This window comes from Streptomyces sp. NPDC104309, assembly GCF_055584025.1.
In genome coordinates this window covers 33,000-50,073 of sequence record NZ_JBVJMV010000015.1, presented here as the reverse complement: position 1 = coordinate 50,073, position 17,074 = coordinate 33,000, and the positions used below count along the sequence as shown (strand labels likewise).

General features: G+C 71.7%; 15 protein-coding genes. 10 read left to right on the top strand and 5 right to left on the bottom strand.

What is annotated here, in order from left to right; genetic code table 11:
- The first annotated feature begins 128 nt into the window (after positions 1-128).
- Positions 129-1,757 (top strand): succinic semialdehyde dehydrogenase, encoded by a 1,629-nt coding sequence (locus ACZ68L_RS22545; RefSeq protein WP_469579576.1) that lies wholly within the window; start codon positions 129-131, stop codon positions 1,755-1,757.
- Between the two features lie 48 nt (positions 1,758-1,805).
- Positions 1,806-3,647, top strand: coding sequence for a GMC family oxidoreductase N-terminal domain-containing protein (locus tag ACZ68L_RS22540; RefSeq protein ID WP_469579575.1), 1,842 nt, complete (start codon positions 1,806-1,808; stop codon positions 3,645-3,647).
- Positions 3,648-3,746: 99 nt separating this feature from the next.
- Here the strand turns inward: ACZ68L_RS22540 and ACZ68L_RS22535 are convergent, their stop codons facing one another.
- Both ACZ68L_RS22535 and ACZ68L_RS22530 read right to left on the bottom strand, forming a co-directional pair.
- The gene (locus ACZ68L_RS22535) at positions 3,747-4,760 is read right to left on the bottom strand and encodes an LAETG motif-containing sortase-dependent surface protein (protein WP_469579572.1); all 1,014 of its coding nucleotides are present in this window, start codon (positions 4,758-4,760) and stop codon (positions 3,747-3,749) included.
- A 740-nt stretch (positions 4,761-5,500) separates the two neighbouring features.
- On the bottom strand, positions 5,501-5,824 hold the full coding sequence (locus ACZ68L_RS22530) for a chorismate mutase (RefSeq protein ID WP_469579570.1): 324 nt from the start codon (positions 5,822-5,824) through the stop codon (positions 5,501-5,503).
- A gap of 364 nt (positions 5,825-6,188) precedes the next feature.
- On the opposite strand from ACZ68L_RS22530, the gene guaA reads away from it, so the two are divergent.
- The 6 genes from guaA (at position 6,189) to ACZ68L_RS22500 (ending at position 11,560) form a co-directional block, all read left to right on the top strand.
- Positions 6,189-7,784, top strand: a complete 1,596-nt coding sequence (gene guaA / locus ACZ68L_RS22525; protein WP_469579567.1) for a glutamine-hydrolyzing GMP synthase — start codon at positions 6,189-6,191, stop codon at positions 7,782-7,784.
- Positions 7,785-7,898: 114 nt separating this feature from the next.
- Positions 7,899-8,501, top strand: coding sequence for a Uma2 family endonuclease (locus tag ACZ68L_RS22520; protein ID WP_469579565.1), 603 nt, complete (start codon positions 7,899-7,901; stop codon positions 8,499-8,501).
- A 111-nt stretch (positions 8,502-8,612) separates the two neighbouring features.
- Positions 8,613-9,383 carry a class II aldolase/adducin family protein gene (locus ACZ68L_RS22515; RefSeq protein ID WP_469579564.1) on the top strand — a complete coding sequence of 257 codons (771 nt, stop codon included), beginning with the start codon at positions 8,613-8,615 and terminating at the stop codon, positions 9,381-9,383.
- Positions 9,384-9,496: 113 nt separating this feature from the next.
- A complete protein-coding gene (locus ACZ68L_RS22510) occupies positions 9,497-10,765 on the top strand; it encodes a hypothetical protein (RefSeq protein ID WP_469579762.1) in 1,269 nt (422 codons plus the stop codon).
- A 123-nt stretch (positions 10,766-10,888) separates the two neighbouring features.
- The gene (locus tag ACZ68L_RS22505; RefSeq protein ID WP_469579760.1) at positions 10,889-11,398 is read left to right on the top strand and encodes a DoxX family protein; all 510 of its coding nucleotides are present in this window, start codon (positions 10,889-10,891) and stop codon (positions 11,396-11,398) included.
- A 15-nt stretch (positions 11,399-11,413) separates the two neighbouring features.
- Complete coding sequence (locus tag ACZ68L_RS22500; protein ID WP_469579562.1) at positions 11,414-11,560, top strand: hypothetical protein; 147 nt, start codon at positions 11,414-11,416, stop codon at positions 11,558-11,560.
- Here ACZ68L_RS22500 and ACZ68L_RS22495 read toward each other — a convergent pair.
- Positions 11,555-12,892, bottom strand: a complete 1,338-nt coding sequence (locus ACZ68L_RS22495; protein WP_469579560.1) for a PspC domain-containing protein — start codon at positions 12,890-12,892, stop codon at positions 11,555-11,557. The two genes, ACZ68L_RS22500 and ACZ68L_RS22495, sit on opposite strands and share 6 nt — an antisense overlap.
- 158 nt (positions 12,893-13,050) lie before the next feature.
- Between ACZ68L_RS22495 and ACZ68L_RS22490 the strand changes: the two genes are divergently transcribed.
- Positions 13,051-14,349 carry a PspC domain-containing protein gene (locus ACZ68L_RS22490; protein WP_469579557.1) on the top strand — a complete coding sequence of 433 codons (1,299 nt, stop codon included), beginning with the start codon at positions 13,051-13,053 and terminating at the stop codon, positions 14,347-14,349.
- Entirely contained in the window at positions 14,333-15,028 is a 696-nt protein-coding gene (locus ACZ68L_RS22485) for a LuxR C-terminal-related transcriptional regulator (RefSeq protein WP_469579556.1), read from the top strand. Before ACZ68L_RS22490 ends, ACZ68L_RS22485 begins: the two co-directional genes overlap by 17 nt.
- A 19-nt stretch (positions 15,029-15,047) precedes the next feature.
- Here the strand turns inward: ACZ68L_RS22485 and ACZ68L_RS22480 are convergent, their stop codons facing one another.
- Entirely contained in the window at positions 15,048-15,821 is a 774-nt protein-coding gene (locus ACZ68L_RS22480; RefSeq protein WP_469579555.1) for a GNAT family N-acetyltransferase, read from the bottom strand.
- A 107-nt stretch (positions 15,822-15,928) separates the two neighbouring features.
- Positions 15,929-16,975 carry a C40 family peptidase gene (locus ACZ68L_RS22475; RefSeq protein ID WP_469579553.1) on the bottom strand — a complete coding sequence of 349 codons (1,047 nt, stop codon included), beginning with the start codon at positions 16,973-16,975 and terminating at the stop codon, positions 15,929-15,931.
- Positions 16,976-17,074 lie beyond the last annotated feature (99 nt).

Genomic DNA, 17,074 nt, shown 5'->3' with positions numbered 1-17,074 from the left:
GTGCCGACGACCACAGGGGTCCTGATCAGGGGCTTTGTTGCCAGTGATCACTGGCTTGTTTGTGGGGAGTGTGAAAACCCGTTACTCACGGGTACCCAAAGCGTGCGGCTGGACGTACTCTCGCCCTCATGACGGACTCGCAGGCCTCCACGTCCACCTCCTCCGCCCCGGTCGGCACCAACCCCGTGGCCGCCGCCCCCGAAGGCGCGCGCACCGCCGCCGACGTGGTCACCCCCGAGGTGGTCGCCCACCTCACGCGCGGGGTCGTCGGCAGCGGCCGCACGGCCAACCACACCCCCTTCACCGGGGAGAAGCTGGCTGACCTGCCCGAGTCCACCCCCGAGGACGTCGCGACGGCCTTCGACCGCGCCCGCAAGGCCCAGCCCGCCTGGGCCGCGACCCCCGTCCGCGCGAGGGCGGCCGTTCTGCTCCGCTTCCACGACCTCGTGCTCGGCCGCCAGGCCGAGGTGCTCGACCTCATCCAGCTGGAGACCGGCAAGGCCCGGCTGCATGCTCACGAGGAGGTGCAGGCCGTCGCCGTCGCGGCCCGCCACTACGGGCGCACGGCCGCCTCGTATCTGAAGCCCAAGCGGCACACCGGAGTCGTGCCGACGCTCACGAAGGTCACCGAGCTGCGTCAGCCGCGCGGCGTGGTCGGCCAGATCGCGCCGTGGAACTACCCCTTGGAGCTGTCCGTCGGTGACGCGCTGCCCGCGTTCGTCTCCGGCAACGCCGTCGTGATGAAGCCCGACACGGAGACCGCGCTGACCGCGCTGTGGGCGCGGGACCTGCTGATCGAGGCCGGGCTGCCCGCCGAGGTCTTCCAGGTGGTCCTCGGTGACGGACCGGTCGTCGGCCCCGAGGTCGTCAAGCACGCCGACTACGTCTCGTTCACGGGTTCCACCCGGACCGGCCGCGAGGTCGCGCAGGGTGCGGCGGCCCGGCTCGTCGGGGTCTCGCTGGAGCTCGGCGGCAAGAACGCCATGCTGGTCCTGGAGGACGCCGACGTGGAGAAGGCCGCCGCGGGCGCCGTCCGCGCCTGCTTCTCCTCCGCGGGTCAGCTCTGCATCTCCATCGAGCGGCTGTACGTCCACGAGTCGGTCGCCGACGACTTCGTGGCCCGCTTCGCCGCCCGTACGAAGACCATGCGGCTCGGCAACTCCCTCGCCTACGGGGCCGACATGGGTTCCCTGGTCGGCGAACGCCAGCTGGAGACGGTCACCCGGCATGTCGCGGAGGCCGTCGAGAAGGGCGCCACGCTCGTCGCGGGCGGCGTCGCTCGCCCCGACATCGGCCCGCTCTTCTACGAGCCGACCATTCTCGACGGCGTCGAGGCGCCGATGGCCGTCTGCAACGAGGAGACCTTCGGCCCGGTCGTCTCCGTCTACCGCTTCACCGACGAGGACGAGGTCGTCGCCCTCGCCAACGCCACCCCGTACGGCCTGAATTCGAGCGTCTGGACCAAGAACTCCAAGCGGGGGCACCAGGTCGCCGCCCGGCTGCGGACCGGCACGGTCAACATCAACGAGGGGTACGCCCCGGCGTACGGCAGCGTGCAGTCCCCGATGGGCGGCATGAAGGACTCCGGTCTCGGCCGGCGGCACGGCTCCGAGGGCATCCTCAAGTACACCGAGGCGCAGACCGTCGCCCAGCAGCGGCTGATTCCGCTCGCCCCGGTCTTCGGCATGGACGACGAGAAGTACGCGGCGTTCATGACCCGCAGCCTGAAGGCGATGAAGGCGTTCCGCCTGCGCTGACTCCATAACACCGCAGCACCTTCTGTCCTTTTCGTACCGAGGAGAGCCATGCCCCAGGACAGCCCTGCCCGGAATCGGCCCGTCTCCCCGGAACCGGCCGACGACGCCGCGTACGACGACGCCGCGTACGACTACGACGTCCTGGTCGTCGGCTCGGGCTTCGGCGGTGCGGTGTCGGCCCTGCGGCTGACCGAGAAGGGCTACCGGGTCGGGGTGCTGGAGGCGGGCCGCCGTTTCACCCCCGGAACCCTGCCCAAGAATTCCTGGGACCTCAAGAACTACCTGTGGGCCCCGGCCCTCGGGCTCTACGGCATCCAACGCGTGCATCTGCTCGGCAAGGTGATGGTGCTGGCCGGCGCGGGGGTCGGCGGCGGTTCGCTCAACTACGCCAACACGCTGTACGTACCCCCCGCGCCGTTCTTCGAGGACCGGCAGTGGGCGTCCATCACCGACTGGCAGGACGAGCTGAAGCCGTACTACGACCAGGCCACGCGGATGCTCGGGGTCCGGCTCAACCCGACGACGACGCCCTCCGACGTCCATCTGAAGGCGGCCGCGCAGGCCATGGGCGTCGGCGACACCTTCCATCTCGCTCCGGTCGGCGTCTTCTTCGGCGACGGCGAGGACGCCGACGGCACGGCGAGGGCGAAGCCCGGCGGCACGGTCGCCGACCCGTACTTCGGCGGCGCGGGCCCCGCCCGCAAGGCGTGCACCGAGTGCGGCGAATGCATGACGGGCTGCCGCCACGGCGCGAAGAACACCCTCAACGAGAACTACCTCCACCTCGCCGAGAAGGCCGGAGCCGTCATCCACCCGATGACCTCCGTCGTCGCGATCACGGACCATCCGGAGGGCGGCTACCGTGTCACCACCGTCCCCACCGATCGCCGGGGGAAGGCGAAGCCGACGCGGCTGCGCGCCCGCGAGGTGGTGGTCGCGGCGGGCACGTACGGAACGCAGACCCTGCTGCACACCATGAAGGACCGGGGACTGCTGCCCCGGCTCTCCGACCGGCTCGGCGAGCTGACCCGTACCAACTCCGAGGCGCTCGTCGGCTCGCAGACCAGCGACCGGCGCTACCGCAAGAAGCACGGTACCGCCAAGGCCGACTTCACCCGGGGCGTCGCGATCACATCCTCGATCCACCCCGACGGGAACACCCACATCGAGCCGGTCCGCTACGGCAAGGGCTCCAACGCCATGGGCGCGCTGTCCATCCTGCAGGTGCCGTACGGCGGGCGCCGGGTACTGGGCTGGCTCGGCAGCATGGCCAAGCACCCGACGCTCGCCGTGCGCTCGCTCTCCAACCGCCGCTGGTCGGAGCGGACCATCATCGGGCTCGTCATGCAGTCGCTGGACAACTCCCTGACGACGTACCGCAAGCCGGGCGGCATAGGGAAGGGTCTGCTCACCGCCCGGCAGGGGCACGGCGCGCCCAACCCCACACAGATCGAGGAGGCGACGCGCAGCGCCACGCTGCTCGCCGACGAGATCAACGGCTTCGCCGGTTCGAACATCGGTGAGCTGATGGGTACCCCGCTCACCGCGCACTTCCTCGGCGGCTGCCCCATCGGTGCGAGCGCTGAGGAGGGGGTCATCGACCCCTACCACCGGCTCTACGGACACCCCGGCATCTCGGTGGTGGACGGTTCGGCGGTCTCCGCGAACCTCGGCGTCAACCCGTCGCTCACCATCACCGCTCAGGCCGAGCGGGCGATGTCCTTCTGGCCCAACAAGGGCGAGGCGGACCCGCGCCCGGCACAGGGCGCGGCCTACGCACGGCTGGCCGCCGTCGAGCCGAAGGCGCCGGCGGTGCCGAAGGAGGCCTTCGGCGCACTGAGGCTGCCGTTCCTCGGGCTGCCGGCCGTCCCGCCGAAGAAGAAGCCGTAGCCGTAGCCGTAGCGCCGACGGCGGTGGCGAACCGGGACAGCGCAAAGGGGCTGCACCCCCCTCCGAGTGCAGCCCCCACGCCGACGGTGACGAAGCGCCTTACACGGCCGCGTCACCGTTCCTGCGGCGCCGCACGATGAACATCGCGCCCGCGCCGAGCACTACGGCCGCACCACCCGCGGTGGCGAACACCGGCACCGCGGAGGACGAACCGGTCTCCGCCAGCGTGCCGGAGACCTTGCCCGTCGGGTTGTCGGCCGGCTTGGTGGACGGCACCGGAGCGCTGCCGCCGGTCTGCGGCTTCGCACCGCTCTCGCCGGAGTTCACGATCTTGAACTTGTACGCGACGTCGCTGACGCCCGCGCAGTTCTTGTCGCCCACGTAGACACCGGCGCCGAGGGTGAAGCCGGCGCCGACGGGGGCGCTCGCCTTCACGTTGATGCGCAGCGGGATGTCGACCTCGTAGCCCGCGCGGATCTTGTCGGACTGGCCGACGTAGCCGACCGTGCGGCCGCCCTCGCTGAGCTCCTCCCACGTGCCGGTGTCCGTGTCGAGGGCCTGGAGACTGACGTGCTTGGACTTGAAGAGGTCGTCGCCGTTCTTGTCGGAGGAGGCGCCCGCGAAGTAGTCGATCTTCTTCACGGTGGACTTCGACGCGTTGTAGACGTTCATCTTGAACGTGTGCCAGCCACTGCCCCGGGCGATCTTGCCGGGCAGGCCGTTGATGGAGATGTCCAGATCGGACTTGGCGCACTCCGTCGGCTCGGGGTCCTCGGACTCGGACGGGGACGCGGACGACGACGTGGACGCGCTCGCCGAAGCGCTCGGGGACGCGCTGGTGACCAGGTCCGGGGCCGGAGAGGTGCTTCCGGTGTCCTCGGCCGCCTTGCTCGGGCCGGGCTCGCCCTCTGCGGGCGCCGAAGGGGACTCGGTGGCCGACGGGGAGGCGTCGGTCTCCGGGGACGCGGAGTCGCTCGGCGCGGGGGTGGTGGAGCTCTCGGCGAGGGTGGTCGCGTCCGTCGTGTCGGCGAACGCGGCCGGGGCGGCCAGGATCGCGGCGGGCGCGATGACGGCCGTGGCGGCGGCGAGCGCCATGGTGCGGCGAAGCTTCATGAAGACCTCAGGAGTCCGGCGTACCGCTGTGAGCAGTACGGATATCGGGACGGGCCAGCCGTGAGGGTCACAGGCGGGGCCGGTGGTTCCGCATGGTTGACCCGCGGTCCGGCGCAATGGTTGTCCGGATACTCACAAAACATTTACGTGACGCCGCTCACGTCTCTCTCCGTGCGCCGGTCGACCACGGTGCGCCACGCACATCGGGTGCACGGTGCGCGAGATGTCCGGGCGGAGGAGACGCACGGTGCGCGAGATGTCCGGGCGGAGGAGACGCACGGTGCGAGAGGTGCGCAGGAGGCGCAGGAGACGGCATGAGCAAGGGCCCCTGCGGACCGGGAATCCGGTCCATGGGGCCCTGCGCGAAGGAGACCGCCCCCATGCGCCGGTCGGTCCGAGTACCGGGGCGCGTCGGCGCCGGGCCGGACGGCTGCCCCACGCGGACCGTTCCGCCCGGATACGGTCGGCTCCGGGCGTCCCCGGAGCCGACCGTTCTTGGGGTGACCGGGCTGCTGTCCCCTGCCGACCGGTCACGCACGCTGGGGCGCGGTCCCACGGCGTACCCTGCAGTACGCCACACGCTCCAGCGGAGCCACGCGTGGTTCCTTCCAAAGCCGCCCCTGGCTGGCACGGACACCGGGACCAACGAAGCCGCGGCTGACCCGGTCACGCGCCGTACGGGTGAGAGTCGGCCCGAACTGGCGAACTGGGATACGCCCGGACACCCGGGCCGCGCGGCGTCAGGCCCGGCCGCGGCAGAGCTCCAGCAGCGTCATGGCGAGAGCGGTGCCGGGCTTCCCGAGCGCGTCCCGGTACTGGCCGAGGATCTCCATCTCGCGGGAGAGGTTGATCCGCCGGCCGCCGGAGGTGATCCGAGCCTCCTGGATGACCGCCGAGACGGCCATCCGCTCCTGGACGAGCCCGATGATCCGGTCGTCGAGGGCGTCGATGCGGGACCTCGCGCCGTCGATCAGCGCGGCGGCCTCCTCGGTGTGCGCGCCGGTCTTCTCGGCGGCGGTCTTCGCGGGGGCGGTGCCGGACTTCGTGGGGGCGGTGCTGGTCATGTCGGTGACTCCTCGGGGGACGCGGCTCCCCGAAGCCGACCGGTCCGGAACGACAGAACGCCCCGGGCCTTTCGGCCCGGGGCGCCTGGAACGTTGCTTGTCAGTGGATCAAGCAGCACGACCATGGCAGCCGGCGGGCCGGATGCCATAGGTAAAGACGAAGGTCGTGTGCTCACGCATGTCCTCAGTATGGCCCCGCCGCGCATCCGGACCAACACGGGGCCCGGATGCTGAGACACCCGCGGGCCCCGGGCCCGCGGCCCGCGCTTCCCGCACCCCCGTCCGGGCGTGACGACGCCCGCCTTCGCAACCCCGGTAGAATCGACAAAACCGACCCCCCCCTTCACCGCCGGAAGGCCGCCCCGTGCCAGCAGCACCCCTCGCCGCCCCCGACATCGCCACCGACGTGGTCCTCGTTGTCGACTTCGGGGCGCAGTACGCCCAGCTCATCGCCCGACGCGTCCGTGAGGCGCGGGTCTACAGCGAGATCGTCCCGTCCACGATGCCGGTGGCCGAGATGCTGGCCAAGAACCCCCGGGCGATCATCCTGTCCGGCGGCCCCTCCTCGGTGTACGCGCAGGGCGCGCCCTCCCTGGACCGGGCGATCTTCGAGGCCGGTGTCCCGGTCTTCGGCATGTGCTACGGCTTCCAGCTGATGGCCACCACGCTCGGCGGCACCGTCGACGACAACGGTGCCCGTGAGTACGGCCGCACCCCGCTCACCGTCTCCAAGACCGGCTCCACGCTCTTCGAGGGCACCCCCGCCGAGCAGTCGGTCTGGATGTCGCACGGCGACGCCTGCTCCGCCGCCCCCGAGGGCTTCACCGTCACCGCGTCCACGGACGTCGTACCGGTCGCCGCCTTCGAGAACGACGAGAAGAAGCTCTACGGCGTCCAGTACCACCCCGAGGTCCTGCACTCCACGCACGGCCAGCAGGTCCTGGAGCACTTCCTCTACCGCGGCGCCGGCATCGAGCCGACCTGGACCACGACCAACGTGGTCGAGGAGCAGATCGCGCTGATCCGTGAGCAGGTCGGCACCAAGCGCGCCATCTGCGGGCTGTCCGGCGGTGTCGACTCCGCGGTCGCCGCCGCACTCGTGCAGAAGGCCATCGGCTCGCAGCTGACCTGCGTCTACGTCGACCACGGTCTGATGCGCAAGGGCGAGAGCGAGCAGGTCGAGAAGGACTTCGTGGCCTCCACCGGCGTCCAGCTCAAGGTCGTCGACGCCGAGGAGCGGTTCCTGAACGCGCTGGCCGGGGTCTCCGACCCCGAGCAGAAGCGGAAGATCATCGGCCGGGAGTTCATCCGCGTCTTCGAGCAGGCCCAGGCCGAGCTCGTCGCCGAGGGCGCCGCCGACGGCGAGGAGGTCGCCTTCCTCGTCCAGGGCACGCTCTACCCGGACGTCGTCGAGTCCGGCGGCGGCACCGGCACCGCCAACATCAAGTCCCACCACAATGTCGGCGGTCTCCCCGACGACATCGAGTTCCAGCTCGTCGAGCCGCTGCGCCAGCTGTTCAAGGACGAGGTCCGGATGGTCGGCCAGGAGCTCGGCCTGCCCGATGAGATCGTCCAGCGCCAGCCGTTCCCCGGCCCCGGCCTCGGCATCCGTATCGTCGGCGAGGTCACCAAGGAGCGGCTCGACCTGCTCCGCGAGGCCGACGCCATCGCCCGCGAGGAGCTGACCGCGGCCGGTCTGGACCGCGACATCTGGCAGTGCCCGGTGGTCCTGCTCGCCGATGTCCGCTCGGTCGGCGTCCAGGGCGACGGCCGCACCTACGGCCACCCGATCGTGCTGCGTCCGGTCTCCTCCGAGGACGCCATGACGGCCGACTGGTCGCGCCTGCCGTACGAGACGCTCGCCAAGATCTCCACCCGCATCACCAACGAGGTCGCCGACGTCAACCGCGTCGTGCTCGACGTGACGAGCAAGCCGCCGGGCACCATCGAGTGGGAGTGACCTTTTTTGCAGGGTCAACGCTGATGCCGTCGCTCATTCGTTTGGGCGGCGGCATTGTCGTACCAGCTGGGTAGGCTGATTTATTGGACGAGACTCACTCCCATGGGAGCAATCATGAGTGCTGCACCCGAGTTCGAGTTGGACGAGAAGTACAACTATCCGGTTCCGCCGCCCGGCGGCTGGACGGCTGACGACCTCGACCGGCTGCCGAATCTGCCGAGGCGCACGGAGTTGATCGACGGGAGTCTCGTTTTCATGAGTCCGCAGACAAAGTTTCATATGCGAACCATGCGTCTGCTGGAAAACGCACTTCTCGATCAGGCTCCGGACGATCTCGATGTCTTCCGGGAATTCAGCATCAGGCTGAACAAGCGGAACCGGCCGGAGCCGGACGTGCTCGTGGTTCCGCTCGGAGCGGATACCGGACCGAACGACACGTGGCTGCGGCCGGAGGACGTCATTCTGGCCGTGGAGGTCGTCTCGGAGGAGTCGGAAGACAGGGACCGCGAGGTCAAACCCCGCAAATACGCTGCCGCAGGCGTCCGGCACTTCTGGCGGGTGGAGCAGAACGAGGGCCTCCCGGTGGTGTACGTCTACGAGCTCGATCCCGCGCTCGGGGCTTACGTGGCCACCGGCATCCACCACAGCAGACTGAAGCTGGACGTCCCCTTCCCCATCGATGTCGACCTCGCCGCGATCAACCGTCGCCGCCCCTGAAGGAGCCCGCCTCCGACCCCGCACCGGATCATTCGGCGACACCCCTGGCCACTTGCGGCAACCGGCGGTAACTTCCGATCCCGTACGCCCTGGGAGCCCCGAGGAGTCGCCATGCCCGAGCCCACGCCCATACCTCTGGACCAGCTCCACTTCGCGATGCCGCCCGTCCACGAGTCCGTGGAGGAGGAGCGCGCGTACCGCAAGGAACGGCTGGTCGGGGCGCTCAGGCTGTTCGGGGAGTACGGGTACGAGGACGGCGTCTCCGGTCACATCACCGCGCGGGACCCGGAGTTCACCGACTGCTTCTGGGTCAATCCCTTCGGGGTGCCCTTCGACGGGCTCGTGCCGGACGAACTGATCCTGGTCAACGGGGAGGGGCAGGTCGTCGAGGGGCGGCGCCATGTCAATCAGGCCGCCTTCGCCGTCCACGCGCAGGTGCACCGGGCACGCCCGGACGCCGTCGCGGTCGCGCACACCCACTCCGTGCACGGGCGGGCCCTGTCCGCGCTCGGCGAGCTCATCGAGCCGATCACGCAGGAATCCTGCGCCTTCTACGAGGACCACGTGCTGTACGACGCGTACACCGGGGTCGTCGTCGACGAGGAGGAGGGGCGCCGGATCGCCGCCGCGCTCGGCGGGCACAAGGCGATCGTGCTGCGCAACCACGGACTGCTGACCGTCGGCGACTCGGTGGACGCGGCCGCCTGGTGGTTCATCACGCTGGAGCGCTCCTGCCAGGTGCAGCTGGCCGCGCGGGCGGCCGGAAAGCCGGTGCTGATCGAGCACCGGGACGCGATCGCCACCCGTGAGCAGTTGGGCAGCGATCTGGTGGCCTGGATCAACTACCAGCCTCTGTGGCGCCGGATCAGTCGCACATTCTGACGGTACGCGCCGACGGGCCGCCCCGATGCGGCCCCGAGCCCTCCTGTACGGCACAATTCGCAGCATTAACAGCTGAGTTGGCTGTACCGGTACAGGAAAGGGCGGCGTTCTCCGTGGCGTTGGACGAGGCGAGGGCGAGCAGCACGCACGGCGGCGGCTGCACGTGCGGCGGCTGCCCGCACGGGGCGCGCGAGGGCCACCGGCGCGCGGTGGCCGCCTTCCTGGCCAAGCGGGACGAACTCGCCGCGGGGCAGGGGCTGCCGCCCGGGGTCGCCCAGTCCGCCTCCGCGACCCGCCAGTGGGTCTCCGACGAGCTGACCCAGTCGGCCAGGACCGTCGCCGAACGGGGCCGGGAGGCGGGTGACGCCTGGCTGTACCGGGTGTGGCGGCGCACCCTGATCGCGGTGTGGGGGAGCCTCGTCGTCCTGGTCGTCGCGGAATCCGCCACCGCCATCGGTGCGGGCTGGACCAACGCCCGTACGGCGGGACTGCTCGCCGGACTCGTCACCGCCGGCCTGCTGACCGGTGCCGCCCATGTCCACCGGGCCCGCGGCGGCCTCCTCGCCCCGGTGATCGGCGAGGACAACCGGCTCTCCACCTCCCGGGCGGTCGCCGCGTCCTGGGTGCTGCTCGCGGTCTTCTCCGTACTCGTGCTGGCCCTCCAGCTGGCGGGCGCCTCCGGCCATGCCGAGCGTGACGAACTGATCGAGGGGCTGGATCTGGCCCGGGGCGCCGGGGTGGTGACCGTGTTGGCGCTGGTGTGCGCCGTCGCCGTGGTCGTACGCCGGGTGGTGACCGTACGGGCCCTGTCGGGGCGGCTGCAGAAGCTGCGGGCCGACCGGCCGCGCGCCGCCGATCTGCTCACCGACGACTCCGGGCGGGGCAGCTTCACGGATGTGCAGTACGTGCTGGTGAGCACCGTCGCCGTACTGTTCGCCGCGGTCCGCCTGGCCCGCAGGCCCGAGCAGCTGCCCGACCTGCCGTGGGGGCTCGCGCTGCTGGTCACCGTCTCGGCGGTCGCGTACTTCGCCGGGAAGTACGCGGAGGGCGGGCGCCCGGTGGTGCTCTCGGTGGTCCGGGCCCGGGAGGCCGGGGATCTGGACGCGCCGATCCGTACCGGCGACGACATCGAGATCCGCGGCGCGGGCTTCGTGCCGCCCGGGGCCGGGACGCCGGACCGGCTGGCCCGCATGGTCGTGCGGATCGGCCGGGTCCATGTGCACGTGCCGCTGATCCCGGTCGCCGGCGGCTTCGCCAACCCGACCGACGGAGTGCTCACCGTGCCGGTGCCGGTGGAGGTGGAACCGGGGCTGGTGGAGGTGCAGGTCGTGACCGCCGCCGGAGTGGAGACGAACCGGGTCGAGATCGATGTGACGGACTGACGGCCGGGGACGGCCCGGTCGGGTGGCGCCGACCGGCCGACCGGCCGCCCCACCGGGTGGGCGGCGCGTGCACCGCGTACGTATGGTCTGGTGACGGGTCTACGGGAAGGCGGGGCAGCCACCATGCAGGGTTACGGCACCAACGTACGCGGTCTGGGCGAGCCGAGGGGGCTCGGGGAACTGGCGCGGGAGCACGCCCTGCTGCCCCTGCGGATCTTCCTCGGCGTCACCTTCGTCTACGCCGGGCTCGACAAACTGACGGACAGTTCCTTCTTCCGCGCGAGCGGCGCCGGATCCATCGGCGAGACGATGCACGCGGTACGCGACTCGTCCGCGATCCCGGCCCTCGTCGACCTCGCGCTGAAGAGCCCCAGCGGCTTCGGGCACGCCATCGCCATCGGTGAACTCCTCGTCGGCATCGCCACCCTCCTCGGTCTGTGGGCGCGGCTCGCGGCGCTCGGCGGGGCGCTGATCTCGTTGAGCCTCTGGCTGACGGTGAGCTGGCAGGTCAAGCCGTACTACTACGGCAACGACCTGATCTACCTCATGGCCTGGCTGCCGTTGCTGCTCGGCGGGGCCGCGGCGTTCTCCGTGGACGCCCTGCGCGCGTCACGACGGCGACGGATCCGGTAGTTCACCCAGGTCGCGGTGGCGGCCAGCCAGAGGCCGCCGAAGAACAACGGGAAGAAGAAGACCCACGGGGCGTCCCAGGCCCCCGCCGCGTCCGCCGCGTATCCCGCCGCCAGGACGAGCATGGCCGAGCCCGCCACCGCCCGTCCGGGACGGATCTCATGACGCAGCACGGGTGACCTCCACCTGTCCGATGCCGACTTCGAGGGTGAGCGCGACCGTGCCGGCCGGTTTGCTGCCCGGGGGCGGCGGAAGCGTCCTGTGCTCCTGTCGCGACGGAGTGACGTTCACATCGACCTGCGGGCCCGTCTGCGCGCCGCTCGGCCGGCTGACCGGCAGCGTGATGTCGCCCAGGCCCGCCCGCGCGTCCACCTTCACCGTCACCGCCTTCGGTACGACGACGACCGCGCGGCCCGCCGCGACCCGCACCCGCGTCACGACGGTGTCGCCCCGGGGGACCATGATCTCGGTGAGGTCCAGCCGCGCCACCCCGGAGCCCAGTTCGTAGTGCGGCCGGACCGCCGCCACCGAGGCGGGACGCCAGCCCTCGCGCACCCACTGGGTGGTGATGTCCTTGGGCAGCGCGGACGCGCCCGCCAGCAGGGCCGCCGTGATCATCGACAGCATGACCGTGCCGAACCCGGTCCGGCCGAGGAACGCGCTGACCAGCATCCCCAGCCCGAACACCGCCAGCGCGCCGGCCAGCCCGAACTGCAGACTCGTGCCCAGGGGGTGGGAGTCCCAGCTCAGGCCCGTGCCCAGGCCGCCCGCGATCAGCGCGAACAGGAAGACCAGGCCGCCGATCGAGGTCGGACCCGTGGTGCCGGGCTCCCGCCGCGGCGCGCGGAACGGGTCGTCCGGAGCCGCTCCGCGCGGGCGCGGCGCCCGTTTGTCGAGCGTCGCGTCGGCCGGACCCCACAGATAGCCGACGCCCATCGGCCCCGACGTGCCGTCCTTGATGATCGGATCCCGCCACCACGACGGGCTGCCCGGCGACGGCGGGGCCTTCACCTCGGGCGGTGCGTCCGCCACCGCCTGCGCGGTCGCCGGATGCAGCGGATCCTCGGGCGCCGCCGCCCTGCGGTTCTGCGTCCAGACGGCGAACCCGACGACCGCGAGCGACAGCATCGCGGAGAACGCCAGCGTGCCGCCGTTGCCCAGCATGGAGAGGAACAGTCCGCAGCCGATCAGTGCGAGCAGCACCGCGATCAGCGACGCACCCTCGACGCGGCCGGACAGCAGTCTGCGCGCCTCGTTCTCGTCCTCGCCCTCCAGCGGGATCAGCAGCCAGGCGAAGCCGTAGAAGATCAGTCCGATGCCGCCGGTCACGGACAGCACACCGAGCACGATCCGGAAGATCACCGGATCGACGTCGCAGTACCGGCCGAGCCCGCCGCACACCCCGGCCACGACCTTGTGCCGCGGGCTGCGCCGCAGCTGCGGCCTCGGTTCGGGGGGCGGCGCGACACCGGGGGAGGCGTCCTGGGGAACGGTCATGGCTCCATGGTGACGGGCCGAGCGCCCGTCCGGGACCCGCGCCGACCCTGGCCGATCCCTGATATTGCCCCCACGGGTCCCCGAGGGCCGGGCTCTCAGGGTCACGTCGGGGGCGGACCCTGATGCCGTCACCCGTACGGACATGTGACGATCGGTGCATGCCAGCCGCCACGTCCCGAGCAACGAGCTCCCTCAACGCCGACCCGGAGGAGCCGCAGCTGCGCAAGCTGTACCGCAGCGCCGACGGACGGCTGCTCGGCGGCGTCGCGCGCGGCCTCGCCGGACACCTCGGGCTGCCCGTCGCCTGGGTGCGGTTCGTCTTCCTCGGCCTGTTCTTCGCGGACGGCCTCGGCGCGCTGCTCTACGCCGTGTTCTGGATCGTCGTCCCGCTCGGCGTCGGTGGCGTGGAGGCGCCGCGCTCCGTCTTCGAGACCGCCCCGGACGGCAGACGCCGCCTCCGTAAACCCGACAGAGGCCAGGTCTTCGCCCTCATCGCGCTGTTCATCGGCGCGATGATCTTCGTCGGCAATGTCGACATGGGCAGCGAGGCCGACCGCTACATCTGGCCCACGCTGCTGATCGGCGCGGGTTCCGTACTGGTGTGGCGGCAGGCCGACAACGCCCGGCGCGCCCGCTGGATGGACGTCGGCAGCCGCCGCCGGGTCCTGCATCTGGCCCGGGGTCTCGCCGGGGTCGCCCTGGTCGGCCTGGGGCTCGCCGTCTTCATGGTGGTACGGGGCTCCGCGGCCCAGCTCGGCAACGTCCTGACCGCCGCGATCGCCGTCCTCACCGGTATCGCGCTGCTGGCCGGCCCCTACCTCGTGCGCATGACCCAGGACCTGTCCGAGGAACGCACGATGCGCATCCGGGCCCAGGAACGCGCCGAGGTCGCCGCCCACGTCCATGACTCGGTGCTGCACACCCTCACCCTGATCCAGCGCAACGCCGAGGACGCGGGCGAGGTCCGCAGACTGGCCCGCGCCCAGGAGCGCGAACTGCGCAACTGGCTCTACAACCCCGAGGGCACCGGCAAGGACGAGGACGACGAGCCCGAGACCCTCGCCGAGGCGGTCAAGCGCGCCGCCGCCGAGGTCGAGGACAAGCACGGCGTCCCGCTGGAGGTCGTCGTCGTCGGCGACTGCCCGCTGGACGAGAAGCTGGCCGCGCAGATGCAGGCCGCGCGCGAGGCGATGGTCAACGCCGCCAAGTACGGTGGCGAGGGCGGCGCCGTGCAGGTCTACGCGGAGGTCGAGGGCCGCACGGTCTTCGTCTCGGTGCGCGACCGGGGCCCGGGATTCGATCCGGATTCCGTCCCGGGGGACAGAATGGGCGTACGAGAATCAATCATCGGCCGGATGCAGCGCAACGGCGGTACGGCGCGGCTGCGTTCGGTGCCCGGCGGGGGCACGGAGGTCGAACTGGAGATGGAGAGGGCGAGCGATGACCAAGAGCACTGAGACGACCGGGGGCCCGGAGCGCCGGGTACGGGTCGTGCTCGTCGACGACCACCGGATGTTCCGCACCGGCGTCCAGGCCGAGATCGGCCGCACCGAGGAGACGGGCGTCGAGGTGGTCGGCGAGGCCGCCGACGTCGACCAGGCGGTCACCGTCATCACGGCGACCCGCCCCGAGGTCGTCCTCCTCGACGTCCATCTGCCGGGCGGCGGCGGCGTCGAGGTGCTGCGCCGCTGCGCGCCGCTGATGGGAGCCGTGGAGAACCCGGTCCGTTTCCTGGCGCTGTCCGTCTCGGACGCCGCCGAGGACGTCATCGGCGTCATCCGCGGCGGCGCCCGCGGCTATGTCACCAAGACGATCACCGGCACCGACCTGGTCGACTCGGTCTTCCGGGTCCAGGAGGGCGACGCGGTGTTCTCGCCCCGGCTGGCCGGCTTCGTCCTCGACGCCTTCGCCTCCACGGACGCGCCACCGGTCGACGAGGACCTGGACCGGCTGACGCAGCGAGAGCGCGAGGTGCTGCGGCTGATCGCCCGTGGCTACGCGTACAAGGAGATCGCCAAGCAGCTGTTCATCTCGGTGAAGACGGTCGAGTCGCATGTCTCGGCGGTGCTGCGCAAGCTCCAGCTGTCGAACCGGCACGAGCTGACCCGGTGGGCGACGGCACGCCGGCTGGTCTGAGACCGACCGCCGTACCGAGTCAGCCGGTCGTGCCGTCGGGGTCGAGCGAGATGTTCAGCTTCTCGCCGACCCGGCGGTAGCCGATGCCCGCGTAGATCCGCTCCACGTCGGCGTCGCCGGGCTCCAGCCACACCACCCGGCAGCCCCGCTCGAAGGCGGTCGCGGTCAGGTGGGCGCAGAGGGCGGCGCCGATGCCGCGGCGGCGGAACGCGGCGGCGACGGCGAGGCCGGCCAGCTCGGTGAGACCGTCGACCGGGACCGAGCAGCCGCCCGCGCCCGCCGGGACGCCGTCGACGGTGGCGAGGGCCGCGACCCCGCCGCCCCCGGCCGCCGCCCGCAGCCAGGCCGCCTCGCCGCCCTCGGGCTCGCCGGTACCGCCGTAGCCGTGGTGCTGGACGAGCGCCGCGGCGTCGAACTCCGCGTCGGTGACCGGTTCGGCGATCGCGAGGGGGTCCACCGGCTTCGGCGGCAGCAGATCGCCGGGGGCACAGGCCAGGACCGGTGCCCGGTTCTCGACGGTGAACCCGGCGGCGAGCAGCGCGGGTTCGACGGCGGGCGCCCAGCCCGGCAGATACTCCAGCCGCGGGATCCGGTCGCGCTCGCGGAACGCCGCGATCAGCGCGCCGACGTCCTCGGCCGTGGGCTCGGCGTCCTGGTCGGGTATCGCGTAGTTGGCGTACTTGAGCGACCAGCCGGGGTTGTACCGCACGGTGAAGGGGCCGACCCGGAGGTGGTCGGGGGAGCGCAGGGCGAGCGTACGGGCATGGGTCTGGACCTCGACGTCCATGGGCATGTGGGGTGTCCTCCGGCCGGCTGATCGATGGCGGGCTGCTCCGACGCCGGGCCGTTCCGACGGCGGGTTGCCCCGGCGGCGGGCTGATCCGGATCGGAGTCGGGAGCCTATGCCACCCGGGTCGCCCCGGCGAAGGGCATCTGGTCGATCGGCGCGATGCGGACCGGCGCCCCGGGGCGCGGGGCGTGGATCATCCGGCCGTTGCCGATGTAGAGCCCGACGTGGCTGACGCCGGAGTAGAAGAACACCAGGTCGCCCGGGGCAAGTTCGGAGCGTGAGATGTGCTGTCCGGCGTTGATCTGGGTGTACGTGGTCCGGGGGAGCGAGACACCGGCGGACCGCCAGGCGGCCTGGGTGAGCCCGGAGCAGTCGAACGAGGACGGGCCGGTCGCACCCCAGACGTACGGTTTGCCGAGCGCTCCGTACGCGAACGCGACGGCTTCTGCGGCACGGGCGTTGGGGGCGAGGACGGGGCCGCGCGGGGTGTCCCGGCCGGCATGGCCGGCGGAACGCGCGCCGTCCGAGTCCTCGTAGGCGCCGCGTTCGGCCGGGGACAGGGTGGCGAGGAGCCGCTGCGCGTCGGCCAGTTTGGTCCTGACCGTCGCCTTGTGCTTCTTCAGCTCGGCCTGGCGCGACGCCAGCGCGGCCAGCTCTCCCTTGGCCTGGGAACGGAGCTGGGCGATCCTGGCGACCTGTCGCTCCACCGTGTCGACCTCGGCGGCCTGGCGGTCGCCGATCCGGTCCACGTACGACGCGCGCTCCAGATACTGGTCGGGGTCGGAGGAGAGCGCCAGCTGCAGGGCGGGGTCGAGGCCGCCCGTGCGGTACTGCGCGGCGGCGAGCGAACCCAGCGCGTCGCGCGAGGCGTTGAGGCGCTCGGTCCGGCGGGCGGCCTCGTCGCGCAGGGTGTCGACGGCGTCGGCGGCGGCGGTGGCCTTCTCCTTCGCGCCGTTGTACTGCTCGGTGGCGACCTCCGCGTCGTGGTACAGCCGGTCCACCTCCGATCTGACCTGGGCGGGGGTGCGCTGGGGATCGGCGTGCGCGGAGCCCGGCAGAGCGGCAGCGGTGGCGGCCCCGGCGAAGGCGAGGGTGGCCGCGGTGCGGGCAGCAGAGCCGGTGTACGGGCGCTGCTTGGGTTTCCGATGCGCTGCCACGGGGGCGTGCGTCCTTCCTGGCGACTGCCCGACGGGGACTACCGGCGGGCCCGCCCGGGATCCGGAGGCGGGCCACCCATGGCTGAGCGGCCCGCCGCC

What these genes read in the sequence shown, in the direction of transcription:
- ACZ68L_RS22485 (WP_469579556.1), top strand. Translation starts at nt 14,333, where the DNA reads ATGACCAAGAGCACTGAGACGACCGGGGGCCCGGAGCGCCGGGTACGG.
- ACZ68L_RS22535 (WP_469579572.1), bottom strand. Translation starts at nt 4,760, where the DNA reads ATGAAGCTTCGCCGCACCATGGCGCTCGCCGCCGCCACGGCCGTCATC.
- ACZ68L_RS22505 (WP_469579760.1), top strand. Translation starts at nt 10,889, where the DNA reads ATGCAGGGTTACGGCACCAACGTACGCGGTCTGGGCGAGCCGAGGGGG.
- ACZ68L_RS22520 (WP_469579565.1), top strand. Translation starts at nt 7,899, where the DNA reads ATGAGTGCTGCACCCGAGTTCGAGTTGGACGAGAAGTACAACTATCCG.
- ACZ68L_RS22480 (WP_469579555.1), bottom strand. Translation starts at nt 15,821, where the DNA reads ATGCCCATGGACGTCGAGGTCCAGACCCATGCCCGTACGCTCGCCCTG.
- ACZ68L_RS22545 (WP_469579576.1), top strand. Translation starts at nt 129, where the DNA reads ATGACGGACTCGCAGGCCTCCACGTCCACCTCCTCCGCCCCGGTCGGC.
- ACZ68L_RS22515 (WP_469579564.1), top strand. Translation starts at nt 8,613, where the DNA reads ATGCCCGAGCCCACGCCCATACCTCTGGACCAGCTCCACTTCGCGATG.
- ACZ68L_RS22530 (WP_469579570.1), bottom strand. Translation starts at nt 5,824, where the DNA reads ATGACCAGCACCGCCCCCACGAAGTCCGGCACCGCCCCCGCGAAGACC.
- ACZ68L_RS22490 (WP_469579557.1), top strand. Translation starts at nt 13,051, where the DNA reads ATGCCAGCCGCCACGTCCCGAGCAACGAGCTCCCTCAACGCCGACCCG.
- ACZ68L_RS22540 (WP_469579575.1), top strand. Translation starts at nt 1,806, where the DNA reads ATGCCCCAGGACAGCCCTGCCCGGAATCGGCCCGTCTCCCCGGAACCG.
- ACZ68L_RS22495 (WP_469579560.1), bottom strand. Translation starts at nt 12,892, where the DNA reads ATGACCGTTCCCCAGGACGCCTCCCCCGGTGTCGCGCCGCCCCCCGAA.